The sequence below is a fragment of the Actinoplanes sp. CA-252034 genome, from assembly GCF_050956125.1.
GTDB lineage: Bacteria > Actinomycetota > Actinomycetes > Mycobacteriales > Micromonosporaceae > Actinoplanes.
Window position 1 is genome coordinate 3,367,139 of record NZ_CP191846.1, and the last position, 16,777, is coordinate 3,383,915.

The window sequence follows — 16,777 nt, forward strand, 5'->3', positions numbered from 1 at the left end:
CATGAAACGTCTACGTTTGGTCGCGGTGGCCCTGTTCGCCGCCGCGGCCGGGATCCTGGCACTGCCCAGCGGCCCGGCCCAGGCCCACGGCGCCATCCAGGTGCCCGGCAGCCGCACCTGGTTCTGTTACCAGGACGGCCGCAACCCGTCCACCGGCGCGATCGAGCCGAAGAACGCAGCCTGCGCGGCGGCGGTCGCGGCCAGTGGCGTCTCGTCGCTCTACAACTGGTTCGCCGTGCTCCGCTCCGACGGGGCCGGGCGGGTCAACGGCTTCATCCCGGACGGCCAGCTGTGCAGCGGCGGGACCGGTGGGCCGTACAACTTCAGCGGCTTCAACCTGGCCCGCAACGACTGGCCGACCACCCACCTGACGGCCGGCGCGAACGTCCAGTTCAAGTACAACAACTGGGCCAAGCACCCCGGCACGTTCTACCTCTACATCACCAAGGACGGCTACAACCCGACCAAGCCGCTGGCCTGGGGCGATCTCGAGCCGACGCCGTTCGACCAGGTGACCAACCCGCCCGCGAACGGCGGGCCGGGCACCGACGACGGGCACTACTACTGGACCGGGCGGCTGCCGGCCAACAAGACCGGCAAGCACCTGATCTACTCGGTGTGGTCGCGCTCGGACAGCACGGAGACCTTCTACGGCTGCTCCGACGTGGTGTTCGACGGCGGCAACGGCGAGGTCACCGGCATCGGCGGCGGATCGAGCCCGTCCCCGAGCACGCCGGGCAGCCCGTCGCCGAGCAACCCCGGCAGCCCGTCGCCCAGCAACCCGGGCAGCCCGTCGCCCTCCACGCCGACCAACCCGGCCGGCTGCACCGCGATGTACAGCATCGTGTCGTCGTGGACCGGCGGCTTCCAGGGCGAGGTCATGGTGCACGCCGGGACCTCGGCGGTGAACAACTGGAAGATCACCTGGACCTGGCCCGGCGGGCAGCAGCTCGCCCAGGTCTGGAGCGGCAAGGCGACCAGCAGCGGATCACTGGTGACGGTGGCGCCCGAGGGATGGAACGCGAGCGTGCCGGCCAACGGCCACGTCACGTTCGGCTTCCTGGCATCGGGCACGACCGCCCCGACTGTTCAGAACCTGGCCTGCACCACGGCGTGACACCCAGGTGACGGTTCCCCCGGCAGTGTGACGGTTGTCGCCCTGCCGGGGGCGCTGTACACCGGAGGGTGGCTTGACGGCGAACCGTAACTATACGTACTTTAACCGCATATCCACGAAAAGCCTACTTACCGGTCGATCGGGGACGGCTCTCTACCGCGCCGTGACCCGGCGTGGCCTCCTGCTGGCCGGCGCCGGAGCGACCGTCGTGATGGGCACCCCCGGCGAGGCCGGCGAGGGTGATCCCGTCTACCACCGCCCGGCCCGCGTCGGCACCTGGGCGGCCGCGCCCACCGCGGTCCCGGCGAAGAAGGCTCTCACGCTGGCCGGTAAGACCGTACGCCAGGTGGTCCACACCAGTGTCGGCGGAGACCTGCCCCGCGTCACCCTCTCCAACGAGTACGGCGCCGAGCCCGTCCGCATCGGCGCCGCCACGATCGGGGTGCGCGCCGGCACGGCCGGGTCCTGCGACACCGTTCCGGGCAGTCTCCGGCCGCTCACCTTCGACGGCGCCCCCGACGTCCTGCTGGCTCCCGGCAACACCCTGGTCAGCGACCGGTGCGACCTGATCGTCGAGCCCGGCGCCGACCTGGTGATCAGCCTCTACCTGCCGGGCGAGGTCCACGTCGGCACGGTCAGCCCGCGGGCCAAGCAGTCGAACCTGATCGTCGCCGGCGACGCCACCGCCGTCGACACCCCGCGCCGGGGCCGCCGGACCACCCGCTACCTGTGGTTGACCGCCGTCAGCGTCCGCGCGGTCCGCGACGCCGCGGCGATCGTCGCTCTCGGCGACTCGATCACCTGCGGGACCAGGACCACCGACAGCGCCAACCACCGCTGGCCCGACCTGCTGTCCACCCGGCTGCGCGCGGCGCGCCGCCCCCGCGGCGTGCTCAACGCGGGCCTCAGCGGCAACCGGCTGCTCTTCGGCTACGAGGACCGCACCGGACACGCCCACGCGAAGGCGTCGATCGGCCCGGGAGCACTGCGCCGCTTCGACCGCGACGTGCTCCACCACCCCGGCGTGCGCTACCTCGTCACCCTGATCGGCGTGAACGACCTGGGCAACGATCCGGACCTGACCACCGCCCGCCTGATCGCCGGGCACCGCGCGCTGATCGACAGAGCGAGGATCAACGGCCTGCGGGTGTACGGCGGAACGCTGCTCCCGTTCCGTGGTGCGGCCCGCAAGTTCGACAACCCCGCCAACGAGGCCAAGCGACAGGACCTGAACCACTGGATCCGGACCGCCGGCCACTACGACGCGGTGATCGACTTCGACGCCGCGGTCCGCGACCGGAGGGATCCACGCCGGATGCAGTCGCGCTTCGACTCCGGCGACGGACTGCACCCCAACGATCTCGGCACCGCGGCGCTGGCCGCCGCCGTGCCCCTGGACCTCTTCGAGAACCGGCAGGTCTGACCGGACGGCGAACCGGGGGAGGGCTCGGCCCACCCCCCGGCGATCGTCCGTCATGGACATGGCTGAGCGCCCACGACCCCCCGTGGCCCGTGGACGCCGGACCATGGTGCCGATCCCCGTTTGCAAATCGATTGCATGTCGGCAATTGTTCTAATCTCGTAGCGGGGAGCGACCGGGGGAACAACCGATCATGCACTGGCGACTGCTGGGCCCTATGCAGTTGTCGTATCAGGGTCAGGACGTCGACCTCGGCCCCGGAAAACAGCGCTGCCTGCTCGCCGCCCTGTTGCTCACTCCGCGCCAGGTGGTGCCGGCCGGCACCCTGATCGACCGGGTCTGGGGTGACTCGCCACCACGGTCGGCCACCCCGCTCGCGCCGTACGCCACCCGTCTGCGCCGCATCCTCGACCCCGTCCTCGGTGCCGGCAGCCTCCGGTTCGCCGCCGGCGGCTACCTGATCGACTGCGAGCCCGACCTCGTCGACCTGCACCGTGCCCGCCGCCAGGTCTTCGAGGCCCGCGCCGCCGAGGAGGCCGGCGACGACGAGCACGCCGGGCGGCTGCTGCTCGACGCCCTCGACGGCTGGGGCGACGAGGCTCTCGCCGGGGTGCCCGGCGACTGGGCGGCCCGGGTCCGTGACGCTCTCGCCCGCGAACGGCTCGACGTGCTCACCCGCCTCGGGCGCAGCTCCCTGCGCCTGGGCCGGGCCGAGGAGACCGCCGAACGGCTGGCCCCGCTCGCGGCCGAGCACCCCACCGTCGAGGGCCTCGTCGCGGTGCAGATGTCGGCCCTGGTCGCGGCCGGGCGGCCGGCACAGGCGCTGGAGGCGTTCGCGCGCACCAGGGATGCCATCGCCGACCGGTTGGGCAGCGAACCCGGACCCGAACTGGCCGCCCTGCACACCCGGATCCTGCGCGGCGACCCGCCGTCCGCGGCGGTGTCCGCCCGGCGAGCCGGTGAGGCGCCCGCCCGCCGCGCCGGTGAGCTGTCGCAACTGCCCGCCGACGCCATCGCGTTCACCGGCCGCCGGGCCGAGCTCGGTGAGCTCGACCGGGCGCTGGCCGCCGACCGCCGCGTCGCCGTCGTCACCGGCCCGCCCGGTGTCGGCAAGACCGCCCTCGCCGTGCACTGGGGCCACCGGGCCCGGCACCGGTTCCCGGACGGGCAGCTCTACCTCAACCTGCGCGGCTTCGACCGCAGCGACGACGTGATGAGCGCCGACGAGGCGGCCCGCAACCTGATCGCCGTCCTCGACCCCGGCCGGCCCGTCCCGCCCGGCCTCGACGCCCGCACCGGTCTGCTGCGTGGCCTGCTCGCCGGCCGGCGGCTGCTGCTCGTGCTCGACAACGTCCGCGACGCCGCCCACGTGCGCCCGCTGCTGCCCGGCGCCGGGACGGCCGTCGCCGTCGTCACCAGCCGTGACCGGCTCACCGGTCTGATCGCCTCGCACGGGGCGGTCCCGGTGCCGCTCGACGCCCTCGACCCGGGCGCAGCCGGTGAGCTGCTCGCCGGCCGGGTCGGCGCGACCCGCCTCGCCGCCGAGCCGTGCACCGTGGCCACCCTGGTCGCCGCCACCGCCGGTCTGCCGCTCGCACTGGTCACGCTGGCCGCGCGGGCCGCCATCCGGTCCGGCGAGACGCTCGGCGACCTGGCCGCCGAGCTCGCCGCCTCCCGCCTCGACGGCCTCGGCGACGACGACGAGACCGACCCGCGGACCGTGTTCTCCTGGTCCTACCGATCACTGAGCCCGGCCGCCGCCCGGCTGTTCCGGCTGCTCGGCGCCCACCCGGGCCCGGACATCTCCGCCGCAGCAGCGATCTCCCTCGCCGCCGAGGACGGGCCGGTCCCGCCGGGCGACGCGGACCGGCTGGGCGACGCGGCCGGCCGGGTCGGCGAGACGATCGGTGAGCTGGTCCGGGCCAGCCTTCTCAGCGAGCACCGGCCCGGCCGCTACGTGATGCACGACCTGCTCCGGGCGTACGCCGCCGATCTCCTCACCGAGAGCGAACGCGGCCCGGCGGTGCGCCGCCTCATGGACCACCTGCTGCACACCGCCCGTACCGCCGCGCTCAACCTGGACAGCAAACGGCGGCCGCTGACGATCCGCCCGCCCGCGCCCGGAGTCCGCCCCGAGCCGCTGACCGGCGAGGCCGAGGCCCTGCGCTGGTTCGACGCCGAGCACGCCTGCCTGATGGCGGCGCTGCGCCAGGCCGCCGACCTGGACGACTACGGCTGGCAGCTGCCGTGGGCGCTGGACGACTTCCTGGACCGGCAGGGCCACTGGGACGACTGGGCCGCCGCCGAGCGCATCGCCGTCACCGCCGCCCGCCGCCGGGGTGAGGCCCGCGCCGAAGCGAGAGCCCACCAGTCCCTCGCCCGCGGCTACGTGCAGGTCGGCCGGTACGACGAGGCCGAACCCCACTACGCCGAGGCGGTCCGTCTCTACGAACGGCTCGACGACCCGGGCGGCCTCGCCAACATCCTGTTCGGCATCGCCTGGATGCGTGACCAGCAGGGCCGCAACGCCGACTGCCAGGAGCTTGTCCGCCAGGCCCGCCCCCTCTACCGGTCGGCCGGCGACGTGGTCGGCGAGGCCCGCGCCCTCAGCGCCCTCGGCTGGTCACTGGGCCGCGACGGCCACCACGACCTGACTCTGCGCTACTGCCGGGAGGCGCTCGCCCTGCACGACGAGCTCGGCGACCGGCACGGGCAGGCCGCCACCTGGGACAGCATCGGCTGGGCGCACCACCATCTCGGCGACCACGAGAAGGCTGTGCGGGCCTACCAGCGGTCGCTCGACCTCTACCGGTCGGCCGGGGACCTCGCCAACGAGGCCGACATCCGTGACCACCTCGGCGACGCCCATGCCGCGGCCGGTGACACCGCGGCCGCCGTCGCCCAGTGGCGGCAGGCCCTCACCCTGCTGGAACGGCTCGACCATCCCGGCGCGGCCGGGCTGCGCGTCAAATTGCGTCTGAACTGAACCGGCCCGGGTCGCCGGCGCCGACGCGCAGGATCTCCGGCTCGCCGTCGGACAGGTCGATCACGGTGGTCGGCTCGGTCCCGCAGTCCCCGGAGTCGATCACCGCGTCGATCGCGTGGTCCAGGGTCTCCTTGATCTCCCAGCCCTGCGTCATCGGCTCGGCCTCGCCCGGCAGCAGCAGCGTCGAGGAGACCAGCGGCTCACCGAGCTCGGCCAGGATCGCCTGGGCGGTGGTGTGCGCGGTGATGCGGACCCCCACCGTCTTCTTCTTGGGGTGGAGCAGGCGCCGCGGCACCTCCTTGGTCGCCGGGAGGATGAACGTGTAAGGCCCCGGCGTCGAGGCCTTCACCGCCCGGAACAGCGCGTTGTTGATCGTCACGAACTGACCGAGCTGCGCGAAGTCGTGACACATCAGGGTGAAGTGGTGCCGGTCGTCGAGATGACGGATCGCCCGGATCCGGTCCAGCGCGTCCTTGCTGCCCATCCGGCACCCGAGCGCGAAACACGAGTCGGTCGGGTACGCGACCAGGCCGTCGGAGCGGATCAGCTCGACGATCTGATTGATGCTGCGCGCCTGCGGGTTGTCCGGGTGCACGTCGAAGTACTTGGCCACTCCCGACAGCTTAGGCTTCGGAGATGGGGAGTGTTCACCGCCCGGCGGTCCGGGTGATCTGTTTCGACGCCGACAGCCGCATCCTACTGATGCACTGGGAGGATCCGGTCTCCGGCGACCGCCTGTGGGAGCCGCCCGGCGGCGGCATCGACCCCGGCGAGACCCCACTGCAGGCGGCCCGGCGCGAGCTCGCCGAGGAGACCGGCCTCGACCCCGCGGCGATCGGCGAGCGCTACCGGGAGGTGCCGCGCGACACGGTCTGGAAGGGCACCCACTTCGTGGGGCCGGAGCAGTTCTTCACGGCGTCGTTCCCCACGTCACGGCCGACGGTGGTCCGGGAGGGCCTGCTTCCGTACGAGCAGAGCGAGCTGCTCACCCACGCGTGGGTCGCCCCGGCCGACCTGCCCACGCTGCCCGACCGTCTGGAGCCGCCCACCCTGCCCGAGCTGCTCGCGGAGTTTCGCTCCTGGTCCTGACCGTCGCCGGCCGCGGCCGTTGCGTCAGGCGTCCATGACGAAGTCGCAGCGGCCGGCCAGGCGGGCGATCCGGTCCTCCATCTCGCCCTCGTCGAGTCCGAGGCGTTCGCAGAGGGCCCGGTGCGCGTCGATCAGCGGCTCGCTGACCTCCTCGGGCTCGGTGCGGCGCACCTCCCAGGCGTCGATGAGGAATCCGGCGAGCTCGTCCCACACCACGATCGCCCTCTCGACCAGGTCGAGCAACTCCGGAGTGGGGGTCCCCGCGATCACGCTCTCGGTCTCGGCGACCAGGCGCAGGCCCGCGCTCTCCACGTCGGCGATCTCCCACCGGTTGCCGCCGGTCACGTTCGACGCCTCCCGGACGGCGTCCTCCAGACCGGTCAGCGACGGCTCGCCGAGCATGCCGGCCCGGCCCAGCAGCCGGGTCGCGAACAGCCGGTCCCGCATCGCCTGAACCACCACCAGCTCGGTCAGCTGCCGTGGCCCGAGGGACGCGGCCGCCCGCTGGAAGTCGGCACGTCCCGGTTCTTCGTCGCCGTCGTCGCCGTGCGGCACCCCGGAAGCGGAGAACCGGATGCCGTCCTCGAACGCGGCCAGCGCCACCGCGACCGCATGGGCGCAGAGGCCGTCGTCGCCCGGTGGGGCCGGACAGTCGCAGTCACCGGTGAACTCCCGGTCGACGACACCCACCCATGGCTCGAACCGGACCCCGTCGTCGGTCACCACGGCCCGCGCCCCGCCGCCCACCGGCTCGAGATCGCCCACGTCGCCACTGCCGAGCAGCCGCTCGGCCGCCACGGCGACCTCGGCCGGAACGGAACTGCGGAACGCCGCGACATCGATGAGAACAGCCACGGCCGACACCCTACCCACCCTGCCCCCGCCCGGTCGTCACATGACGGACCGGATCAGGGACGGCCCGGCGGGAGCAGCCAGGCGGCGGTGTCGGGCGGGAGCCGGCCGTCGGCTAGCAGGGAGCCGCTGGACAGCAGCACCTCTCCCGGTGGCAGCGGGACCGGTGTGGTTCCCATCGCGACCGTCAGGGTGAGCGCCGGGCGCTCGGCGACCAGCCGGTCGTCGTGGTCGACGGTCAGCGTGACCGGGTCGTCGGGGGAGAGGGACAGACGGCGGCGCAGGGCGATCGCCGCGCGGGTCAGCGGCAGGGCCGGCGATGCGAGGTGGCCGGCCCAGCCGGGTGGGACCGGCAGCCACGGTGGCGCCGAGCCTGGCGGGGAGAAGCCGTCCGGCCACGGCAGCGGGACCCGGCAGCCGTCGCGGGAGAGACCGGAGCGCCGCCAGGCCGGGTCCTGGCGGGCGTCGGCGGGCACGTCGGCCTCCGGCAGGGTGTACTCCTGACCCTGGTAGAGGTAGGCGGCGCCGGGCAGTCCGAGGACCGTGAGCAGGGCGGCGCGGGCGCGGGCCGGGTTGCCGTAACGGGTCGCGGTGCGTACCACGTCGTGGTTCTCGACGACCCAGGTCACCGGGCGGTGCTCGAGCAGACGGGCGGCGGTGTCGTGCCAGGCGGCGGCGCTCCACGGGGCGACCAGGAACTCGAAGGCGAACGCCTGGTGCAGCCGGTCGCCGCCGACATATCGGGCGGCCCGGTGCGGGTCGAGGTTGACCTCGCCGATCAGGGCGCGTGGGGGATCGTACCCCTCAATGATCTTGCGCCATCGACGGTAGACCTGGACCGTCTCGGGCTGGTCGCAGGCGTGTGGGTTGCCGCGGAGGCGGCCCGGCTCTCCGAGCGTGCCGGGCGGCAGCGACGGCAGGCCGGCCGCCTTGAACAGGCCGTGCGCGACGTCGATGCGCAGGCCGTCGACGCCGCGGTCCAGCCAGAACCGGATCACCTCGTCGAAGAACGGGGCGGTACGCGGGTCGCGCCAATTCCAGTCGGGCTGCTCCGGCGCGTACAGATGGAGGTACCAGGAGCCGTCGGCGACCTGTGTCCAGGCGGGGCCGCCGAACACACTCCGCCAGTTGTTGGGGACGTCGGCGAAGTGGAAGCGGGCGCGGGCTGACGGGTCGCCGGCCAGCGCCGCCCGAAACAGCGGATGCCGGTCGGAGCAGTGGTTGGGCACCAGGTCGACGATCACCCGCAGCCCGATCCGGTGGGCGCGGGTGATCAGGGCGTCGAAGGCCGCCAGGTCACCGAAGAGCGGGTCGACGTCGGTGTAGTCGCTGACGTCGTACCCGTGATCGGCCTGCGGCGAGCGCTGGAACGGTGTCAGCCAGATCGCGTCGGCGCCCAGGCCGGCGATGTGCCCGAGTCGGGCCGTCAGGCCCGCCAGATCGCCGACGCCGTCCCCGGAGGCGTCCGCGAACGATCGCGGATAGACCTGGTAGACGACGCCGTCGCGCCACCACACGCTCGGGTCAGCGGCGGGGCGACCGGTTCTGGAAGCGGGCGAACAGGTTGCGCAGCCGCTGCTGGTTCTCCGGCTTGGCGAGCTGGCGGCGGCCCTGGTCGGCGAGCTGCCGGCCGCGGGGGCTGGTGAGGAAGGCCTGGATGCGCTGCGTGATGGTAGCCATGCATCCAGTGTGCCCAGCGGGACGACCTGTCACACCCGTCCGGCCCGGATGCTCAGCCTTCCCACAGCCGTCGGTGACGGCGGATGCGTGGCAGGGTGGGTGTGGCAGAGCCGAGAACGTGAAGGAGCCGTTGTGGAGACCGACCTTTTCATCGCCGGGAAGTGGGTGCCCGCGTCGTCGGGCGGCCGGTTCGACGTGCTCGACCCGGCGACTGGTGACACGATCGCCTCGGTCGCCGACGGCGGCGAGGCCGACGCGATCGCCGCGGTCGAGGCGGCGGCCGCGGCGGGCCCGGGGTGGGCGTCGACCCCTCCGAGGGTACGGTCGGAGGTGCTCCGCAAGGCGTTCGAGCTGATGACCGCGCGCGCCGCGGACCTGGCGAGACTGATCAGCCTGGAGAACGGCAAGGCCCTCACCGACGCGAAGGGCGAGGTGACGTACGCTGCCGAGTTCTTCCGCTGGTTCGCCGAGGAGGCCGTCCGCGGCGACGGTGCGATCGCGACCGCCCCGTCCGGAGCGAACCGGATCCTGGTCGTCCGGCAGCCGGTCGGCGTGTGTGTGCTGGTGACGCCGTGGAACTTCCCGGCCGCGATGGCCACCCGCAAGATCGGCCCCGCGCTGGCCGCCGGTTGCACCGTGATCCTGAAACCGGCCAGTGACACCCCGCTGACGGCGCTGGCGATGGCCGCGATCCTGGCCGAGGCGGGCGTGCCCGAGGGTGTGGTCAACGTGGTGCCGTCGCGCAGCTCGGGCAAGGTGGTGTCGGCGATGCTGCGCGACGCCCGGGTGCGCAAGCTGTCGTTCACCGGCTCGACCGAGGTGGGCCGGATCCTACTGGCCCAGGCCGCGGAGAACGTGGTGAACACGTCGATGGAGCTCGGTGGCAACGCGCCGTTCGTGGTGTTCGCCGACGCCGACCTGGACGCCGCGGTGGACGGGGCGATGATCGCGAAGATGCGCAACGGCGGCGAGGCGTGCACGGCGGCGAACCGGTTCTTCGTCGAGGCGCCGGTGGCCGGCGAGTTCGCCCGGCGACTGGCACAGCGCATGTCGTCGCTGGTGATGGGCCCGGGCACGGACGAGAAGACGCAGGTCGGCCCGCTGGTCAACGAGGACACCGTGGCGAAGGTGGACGAGCTGGTCAAGGGCGCTCTGGACGGTGGGGCGGAGGCGGTGACCGGTGGCAGCCGGCCGGAGGGCCCGGGGTTCTACTACCCGCCGACGGTGCTGACCGGGGTGCCGGCCGACGCGCCGATCCTGCGGCAGGAGATCTTCGGCCCGGTCGCGCCGATCGTGACGTTCACCGGCGAGGCGGAGGCGGTCCGGCTGGCCAACGACACCGAGTACGGCCTGGTGGCGTACGTCTACACCGGTGACCTGGCCCGCGGCCTGCGGGTCAGCGAGGCGGTCGAGGCCGGCATGGTGGGGATCAACCGTGGTCTGGTCAGCGATCCGGCGGCCCCGTTCGGCGGGGTGAAGCAGAGCGGCATCGGCCGTGAGGGCGGCCACGACGGTCTCCTGGAGTACCTGGAGTCGAAGTACATCGCCGTCAACTGGTGATCGTCTTGCGCATCCGGACGAGCGGGACCGGCACGCCGCCCCGGTCGTCCTGCAGGCGCTCGACGACGGTGAAGCCGGCCGCGGTGTAGAGCGGCTGCCCGGACATGGTGCCCATCAGCTCACACGTCCGGAAGCCCTCGGCCGCGGCCGCCTCCTCGCAGGCGGCCAGGATCATCCGTCCGATGCCGCGCCGGGCGTGTGCCGGGTGGGTGTACATGGCCCGCACCTTCGCCGGGTCCCGTGCCGGGTCGAGCAGCGCGGCGTCGCGCCCGCCGGTGTGGTCGCCGCCGTAGAGGGTGGCCCGCCGGCTCCATCCGCCGCAGCCCCGGATCTCACCGTCCTCGACCACGGCGAAGTAGGTGCCGTCCTCGACGAGTTGGGTGTCCAGGCCCATGATCGCGGCGCTGGCGGCGATCTGCGCGTCGTCGAGGAAATCCTTCTGCAGGGCGGCGATGGAGGCGGCCATCAGTTCGCGAAGGGCGGGCAGATCGGCGTGGGTGGCGAGCCGGACCGTCAGAGTCATGGCGCCCATTCTGCGGCGGGCCCCGCGTTTTGGGCGGACAGGATCATCCTGATGGCCGATTCCGATCAGTTTCGTCGCGGCCGAACGGGCTGGTGGGCGGGCCCGTTCGGCCGGAGATCGGTGGCCGAAACGGAAAAGAAACCAGCCAATCACAGACGGTGATTGTTGGCAGTCACTGCAGGGAGATGAATAATCTTGTTCCCCGGCCCCCACCCGATGATGATCACGTTGTGCGTTGACCGATACTTGGCGGACCGTTCAGCGCCCACCGCAGCTCGGGTCACCCTGAGAGGACATCAATCGCCATGCGCAAGTCTTTGCTCGCCCTGGTCGCCGCCGGCCTGCTGACGACGGCTACCCTCACGGCCTGTGATGACGGGGGCGACACGGGCGAGACCGGTAGCGACAGCGCGACGACGTCGAACGGTGGGACTGAGATCACCGGCAACGCCGGCATCGGGGTGATCCTGCCCGACACCAAGAGCTCCGCACGCTGGAGCACCTCCGACCCGGCATACCTCCAAGCGGCGTTCAAGAAAGCCGGCATCACGGCGCAGATCGTCAACGCCGAGGGTGACAAGGAGGAGTTCAAGCGGCTCGCCGACACGCTCCTCGACAAGGGCGCCAAGGTGCTCATCATCGCGAGCCTGGACGCGGCCAGCGGCAAGGCGGTCATCGACGACGCGCACTCGCGCAACGTCCCGGTGATCGACTACGACCGGCTCACCCTCAACGGCAACGCCGACTACTACGTCAGCTTCGACAACGAGAAGGTGGGCCAGCTCCAGGCTCAGGAGCTGCAGAAGTGCATCGCGGAGAAGAACGTCGCCAACCCGGTGATCGCCACTTTGAACGGCTCGCTGTCGGACAACAACGCGACCCTGTTCAAGAACGGGTATGACGGCGTGCTGAACCAGCTGTACGACACCACCGAGTTCCGCAAGGGCCCCGACCAGTACGTTCCCGACTGGGACGACGACAAGGGCCGCGAGATGTTCTCGCTGATGATCAAGCAGTACCCGAACATCGGTGGCGTGCTCGCCGCCAACGACGGTCTGGGCAACGCCGCCATCGAGGTGCTCCGCGAGAAGGGCCTCAACGGCAAGGTCCAGGTGACCGGTCAGGACGCGACGGTCGAGGGCCTGCAGAACGTGCTCGCAGGCGACCAGTGCGTCACCATCTTCAAGGACGGCAAGCTGGAGGCCGACGCCGCCGCCGAGCTGGCCGTCAAGCTGTACGGCGGCGACAAGCCCGCGCTTCCGGACAAGCTGAAGGACCCGCAGTCCGGCCTCTACATCCAGTTCAAGAAGCTGGAGCCGCAGGCCATCACGAAGGCGAACGTCAAGGCGGTCGTCGAGGCGGGCTACGTGGACGCCGCCAAGCTGTGCACCGCCAAGTTCAAGAAGGCGTGCAAGACCGCCGGCGTCACCGAATAACGCGACCCACCGGGGCCGGCAGGCCCGCCCTCAGTCCGCGATCCTGATCCGGACCCGGCGGTTCTGCCGGCCCTTGCTCTCCACCTTCACCACCTCGACCCGGCCTACCTGCGCGGTCGACGCCACGTGGGTGCCGCCGTCGGCCTGCACGTCCAGGCCCACGATGTCGATCACCCGGATCTCCGGGTGGTCCAGCGGCGGCAGGGCGTCCTGCGTCCGGACCAGCGTCGGGATCTCCAGCGCCTCGGCCCGCGGCAGCACCCGCGCCACGATCTTGCGATCGGCGCCGATCTCCGCGTTCACCGCGTCCTCCAGCGCGTGCTTGAAGCCGGGCGGCACCTCCGGCAGGTTGAAGTCCATCCGCGCCTCGCCCGGCTGCATGTTCCCGCCGGTCACCAGGGCGCCGAAGTCACGGAACACCGTGCCGCAGAGGATGTGCAACCCCGAGTGGGTACGCATCAGACTGGTCCGCCGCTCGTCGTCGATCGCGCCCCGCACCGTCGTCCCGGCCGCCGGCACCGGATCACCCGGCGCCGGGATCAGGTACTGCTCGTCGCCCTTGCGGGTGTCGACGATGCGGGTCCGCACCCCCTCCCAGAGCAGCACTCCGTGGTCCGGCGGCTGCCCGCCCCCGCCCGGGTAGAAGGCGGACCGGTCGAGCACGATGCCCGCCTCCGGATCAGCCGGATCGGACCACACCACGGTGCAGTCCCATTCACGTACGGTCGGGTCGCTCCAGTCCAGACGCTCGGTCACGTCTCCGGACTCTAATCGGTCAGAACCGCCAGCCGGCGCGTTGTGCGGGTCATCGCCACGTAGCGGTCGACCGCGCCTTCGACGCCCTCGCCGAACGACTCGGGGTCGATCAGGACGACCAGGTCGAACTCCAGTCCCTTGGCCAGTTCCGGGGTCAGCGCGCGGACCCGGTCCCGGCGCCGGAACGGCCGGTGACCGATCACGCAAGCGGTGCCCTCGGCGTGCTCGGCCAGCCAGGAGTCCAGGAGCGCGTCGAGCTCGGCGACGGCGCCGTGGTGCACCGGAAGGCCACTGGACCGGATCGACGTCGGCACGTTGGCGTCCGGCAGCACCGCCCGGATCACCGGCTCCGCCTCCGCCATCACCTCCGCCGGGGTGCGGTAGTTGATCGTCAGCGAGGCCATCGAGATCCGGTCGAGCCCGGCCCGCTCCAGGCGCTCGGCCCACGACCCGGCGAACCCGTGCCGGGCCTGAGCACGGTCCCCGACCACGGTGAAGCTGCGGGACGGGCAGCGTGCCAGCAGCATCCGCCACTCGGCGTCGGTCAGCTCCTGAGCCTCGTCCACGACCACGTGCGCGAACGGCCCGGCCAGCGGATCGTGGCCGTCCGCCGGCGGCGCGCCGCCCTCGGCCAGCACCTCCCGCAGGTCCTGCTGGCGCAGCATGGTCATCAGGCCTTCGCCGTCGTCGTACTCGTTCGACGCGATCAGGTCCTCGACGACCCGGTCCATCCCGGCCCGCCCGGCGGCGATCGCGGCGGCCCGGCGGCGCTCCTCACCGGCCGCCCGCGGGTCGCCGAGCAGACGGCGTGCCGCGTCCAGCAGGGGCAGGTCCTCCACCGTCCAGGCCCGCGGGTACGGCCGCTGCAGCGTGCGGATCTCGGCGGCGCTCAGCCAGGGCGCGCACCTGTGCAGGAAAGCCGGCACCGACCACAGGTCGGCCACCAGGTCGGCGGGCTGCAGCACCGGCCACGCCCGGCCGAAAGCGGCCCGCAGATCCCGGTCGCGGGCCAGCTCCGCCTCGCCGGCCTCGGACCGGTCGGCCAGGATGGCCAGCAGCTCGGCCCACACCTGATCGCGTGCCTCGTGGTGCGGGGTGCCCGGGTCCGGCACGGCGAACGCCTCCGCCCAGTCCGCCGCGGTCACCGTGACGTCCTCCACCGTCAGCGTCGTGGTGGGCGGCTCCTCGTAGAACCGCACGGCGGCCTCCATCGCCGCGACCAGCCGGGCCGACGACTTCAGCCGGGTCACCTCAGGATCGGTCTCCGGCGCCGCCGCCGCGCCCTCCGGCACCAGGTCCCGCAGCGTGCAGGTCTGCACGTCCTCCTCGCCGAGGTTGGGCAGCACGTCGGCCACGTACGCCAGATAGGGCTCGTGCGGCCCCACGAACAGCACCCCGCCCCGGCCCTTGGCCAGCCGCGGGTCGGAATAGCGCAGGTACGCCGTCCGGTGCAGCGCCACGACCGTCTTGCCGGTGCCCGGCCCGCCGTCGACGACCAGCACCCCCGCCGCCCCGGCCCGGATGATCGCGTCCTGGTCGGCCTGGATGGTGCCGAGCACGTCCCGCATCCGCGGCGACCGGCTGCCGCCCAGGCTCGCGATGAACGCCGACTGGTCGTCGAGCGCCGCCGCGTGCCCGGCCAGCTCGTCGTCGGTGAACGCCTCGTCCCAGTAGTCGCCGACCCGGCCGTCTGCCCACCGGTACCGGCGGCGCGACACCAGGCCCATCGGGTTGGCGTGGGTGGCGCCGAAGAACGGCTCGGCCGCCGGTGACCGCCAGTCCACCAGCAGGCGGCGGCCCTCGCCGTCGGTCAGGCCGAACCGCCCCACGTAGACGGTGTCGCCGTTCGCGTACACCATGCGGCCCAGACACAGGTCGAGGCTGAAGCGCCGCAGCGCCCGCAGCCGGGAGCTGAGCCGGTGGACCGCGTCGTCGCGGTCCACCGCCTGCCGTCCCCGGCCGGCCGGCGCCCTGCGCTCGGCGTCCAGCTGCTCGGACAGCTCGGCGATCGACCGGGCCAGGCTCGTGGCCATACCGGCGAAGTGCTCCTCGTCCGCGGCGATCAGCGCCGGCGCGGCCTTGGCGGCGAGCCGCTCGGACAGGGCGAAAGCGCTGGTGGTGGAGAGAGTCACGGTGTCCCCGTTCGCGCAGAGTTTGTGCTTGAGCAGCGATTCTGCGCCGGGTACGGGGTCTTGCGGCAAGACCCCCCACGTGCTATAGCTTAGAAGTGGCGGAGGGAGGCAAAGTCCTCATCCGCCCCTTTTTATTGCCCGCCCTCGATCAGTGAATCACCGAGGGCCGTGCGGCGGTAGAGGACCGACCGGCCCGGCCGTGACCCAGCCGGGCGCTGGTCAGGCGAGCAGTTCGCGGACCCGGGGGACGACCTGGGTGGCGTACAGCTCGATGCACGTGGTCAGGTGCTCGGCCGGGAGGGGGCCGTGGGAGTACTTCAGGTCGAAACGGTCGATCTCCAGGGCGCGTGCCGTCGCCGCGATCTTCTGGGCCACCGTCTCCGGGGAGCCGACGTGCCACGCGCCGTCGGTGACGTCGGCCTCGAAACGGTCGCGGGTCGCCGGCGGCCAGCCCCGCTCCCGGCCGATCCGGTCGAGGTTGCGGCGGGCGTGCGGCCACAGGACGTCGACGGCCTCCTGGTCGGTGGCGGCGACGAAACCCGGGCAGTGCACGGCGATCGGCTGCGGCTCCTGGTCCAGCTCCTTGAGGGCCCGCCGGTACAGGTCGGCGTAGGGGGCGAACCGGGCCGGCGCCCCGCCGATGATCGCCAGGACCAGGGGCAGACCGTACTGGGCGGCGCGGACCACCGACTCGGGGCTGCCGCCGACACCGATCCACGTGCGGATGCGGCCGGACTCGGTCTTCGGGTAGACCTGCTGGCCGCGCAACGGCGGCCGGATCGAGCCCTCCCACGTGACCGGGCCCTCGTCGAGCAGCGACGACATCAGGTCGAGCTTCTCGGCGAACAACCGCTCGTAGTCGGTCAGGTCGTACCCGAACAGCGGGAACGACTCGGTGAACGACCCCCGGCCGAGCATGATCTCCGCCCGGCCGGCCGACACCGCGTCGAGTGTGGCGAAGCGCTCGAAAACGCGTACCGGATCATCGGAACTGAGAACCGTGACCGCCGTGCCCAGCCGGATCCGCTCGGTCCTCGCGGCGATCGCCGCCAGGACGATCTCCGGTGAGGAGATCGCATAGTCGTCGCGGTGATGCTCGCCGACGCCGAAGAAGTCGAGGCCGAGCCGGTCGGCGAGCACACCCTGCTCGACGACGTCCCGGATGACCTGCGCGTAGGGCTTGCCGTTGACGTCACCGAAGGTGTCGAGACCGAATTCCACCAATG

Annotated in this window: 14 protein-coding genes; 6 read left to right on the top strand and 8 right to left on the bottom strand. The window is 72.4% G+C overall.

The features are described 5' to 3' along the window. Position 1: 1 nt before the first annotated feature. From ACQPZW_RS15075 to ACQPZW_RS15085, 3 genes are all read left to right on the top strand, one after another. Positions 2 to 1,117, top strand: coding sequence for a lytic polysaccharide monooxygenase auxiliary activity family 9 protein (locus ACQPZW_RS15075; protein ID WP_433795493.1), 1,116 nt, complete (start codon positions 2 to 4; stop codon positions 1,115 to 1,117). Between the two features lie 163 nt (positions 1,118 to 1,280). Continuing rightward, positions 1,281 to 2,540: an SGNH/GDSL hydrolase family protein gene (locus ACQPZW_RS15080; protein ID WP_433795494.1), complete on the top strand. Its 1,260-nt coding sequence runs from the start codon at positions 1,281 to 1,283 to the stop codon at positions 2,538 to 2,540. A 190-nt stretch (positions 2,541 to 2,730) separates the two neighbouring features. Next, complete coding sequence (locus ACQPZW_RS15085) at positions 2,731 to 5,523, top strand: BTAD domain-containing putative transcriptional regulator (protein ID WP_433795495.1); 2,793 nt, start codon at positions 2,731 to 2,733, stop codon at positions 5,521 to 5,523. Here ACQPZW_RS15085 and ACQPZW_RS15090 read toward each other — a convergent pair. Continuing rightward, entirely contained in the window at positions 5,504 to 6,136 is a 633-nt protein-coding gene (locus tag ACQPZW_RS15090; protein WP_433795496.1) for an L-threonylcarbamoyladenylate synthase, read from the bottom strand. The two genes, ACQPZW_RS15085 and ACQPZW_RS15090, sit on opposite strands and share 20 nt — an antisense overlap. Positions 6,137 to 6,159: 23 nt before the next feature. Between ACQPZW_RS15090 and ACQPZW_RS15095 the strand changes: the two genes are divergently transcribed. Continuing rightward, positions 6,160 to 6,612 (top strand): NUDIX domain-containing protein, encoded by a 453-nt coding sequence (locus tag ACQPZW_RS15095; protein WP_433795497.1) that lies wholly within the window; start codon positions 6,160 to 6,162, stop codon positions 6,610 to 6,612. A gap of 24 nt (positions 6,613 to 6,636) precedes the next feature. Here ACQPZW_RS15095 and ACQPZW_RS15100 read toward each other — a convergent pair whose 3' ends face one another. From ACQPZW_RS15100 to ACQPZW_RS15110, 3 genes are read right to left on the bottom strand one after another with little or no spacing between them, the layout of a single operon-like run. After that, entirely contained in the window at positions 6,637 to 7,467 is an 831-nt protein-coding gene (locus ACQPZW_RS15100) for a hypothetical protein (protein WP_433795498.1), read from the bottom strand. Positions 7,468 to 7,520: 53 nt separating this feature from the next. Next, on the bottom strand, positions 7,521 to 8,981 hold the full coding sequence (locus tag ACQPZW_RS15105) for an alpha-amylase family glycosyl hydrolase (RefSeq protein ID WP_433795499.1): 1,461 nt from the start codon (positions 8,979 to 8,981) through the stop codon (positions 7,521 to 7,523). A gap of 7 nt (positions 8,982 to 8,988) precedes the next feature. Beyond that, positions 8,989 to 9,144: a hypothetical protein gene (locus ACQPZW_RS15110; RefSeq protein WP_433795500.1), complete on the bottom strand. Its 156-nt coding sequence runs from the start codon at positions 9,142 to 9,144 to the stop codon at positions 8,989 to 8,991. Between the two features lie 132 nt (positions 9,145 to 9,276). On the opposite strand from ACQPZW_RS15110, the gene ACQPZW_RS15115 reads away from it, so the two are divergent. Next, positions 9,277 to 10,704 carry an NAD-dependent succinate-semialdehyde dehydrogenase gene (locus tag ACQPZW_RS15115; protein ID WP_433795501.1) on the top strand — a complete coding sequence of 476 codons (1,428 nt, stop codon included), beginning with the start codon at positions 9,277 to 9,279 and terminating at the stop codon, positions 10,702 to 10,704. On the opposite strand, the gene ACQPZW_RS15120 is transcribed toward ACQPZW_RS15115, so the two are convergent. Then, positions 10,694 to 11,227, bottom strand: coding sequence for a GNAT family N-acetyltransferase (locus tag ACQPZW_RS15120; RefSeq protein WP_433795502.1), 534 nt, complete (start codon positions 11,225 to 11,227; stop codon positions 10,694 to 10,696). The two genes, ACQPZW_RS15115 and ACQPZW_RS15120, sit on opposite strands and share 11 nt — an antisense overlap. A gap of 305 nt (positions 11,228 to 11,532) precedes the next feature. Here ACQPZW_RS15120 and ACQPZW_RS15125 point away from each other — a divergent pair, with 305 nt between their 5' ends. Next, the gene (locus tag ACQPZW_RS15125) at positions 11,533 to 12,663 is read left to right on the top strand and encodes a sugar ABC transporter substrate-binding protein (protein ID WP_433795503.1); all 1,131 of its coding nucleotides are present in this window, start codon (positions 11,533 to 11,535) and stop codon (positions 12,661 to 12,663) included. A 30-nt stretch (positions 12,664 to 12,693) separates the two neighbouring features. Here ACQPZW_RS15125 and ACQPZW_RS15130 read toward each other — a convergent pair whose 3' ends face one another. The 3 genes from ACQPZW_RS15130 to ACQPZW_RS15140 all read right to left on the bottom strand — a co-directional run bounded on the left by ACQPZW_RS15130 (position 12,694) and on the right by ACQPZW_RS15140 (position 16,775). After that, positions 12,694 to 13,419 carry an alanyl-tRNA editing protein gene (locus ACQPZW_RS15130; RefSeq protein WP_433795504.1) on the bottom strand — a complete coding sequence of 242 codons (726 nt, stop codon included), beginning with the start codon at positions 13,417 to 13,419 and terminating at the stop codon, positions 12,694 to 12,696. Positions 13,420 to 13,430: 11 nt separating this feature from the next. Next, complete coding sequence (helR, locus tag ACQPZW_RS15135; RefSeq protein WP_433795505.1) at positions 13,431 to 15,551, bottom strand: RNA polymerase recycling motor ATPase HelR; 2,121 nt, start codon at positions 15,549 to 15,551, stop codon at positions 13,431 to 13,433. Between the two features lie 219 nt (positions 15,552 to 15,770). Then, positions 15,771 to 16,775 (bottom strand): LLM class flavin-dependent oxidoreductase, encoded by a 1,005-nt coding sequence (locus ACQPZW_RS15140; RefSeq protein ID WP_433795506.1) that lies wholly within the window; start codon positions 16,773 to 16,775, stop codon positions 15,771 to 15,773. Positions 16,776 to 16,777: the final 2 nt, after the last annotated feature.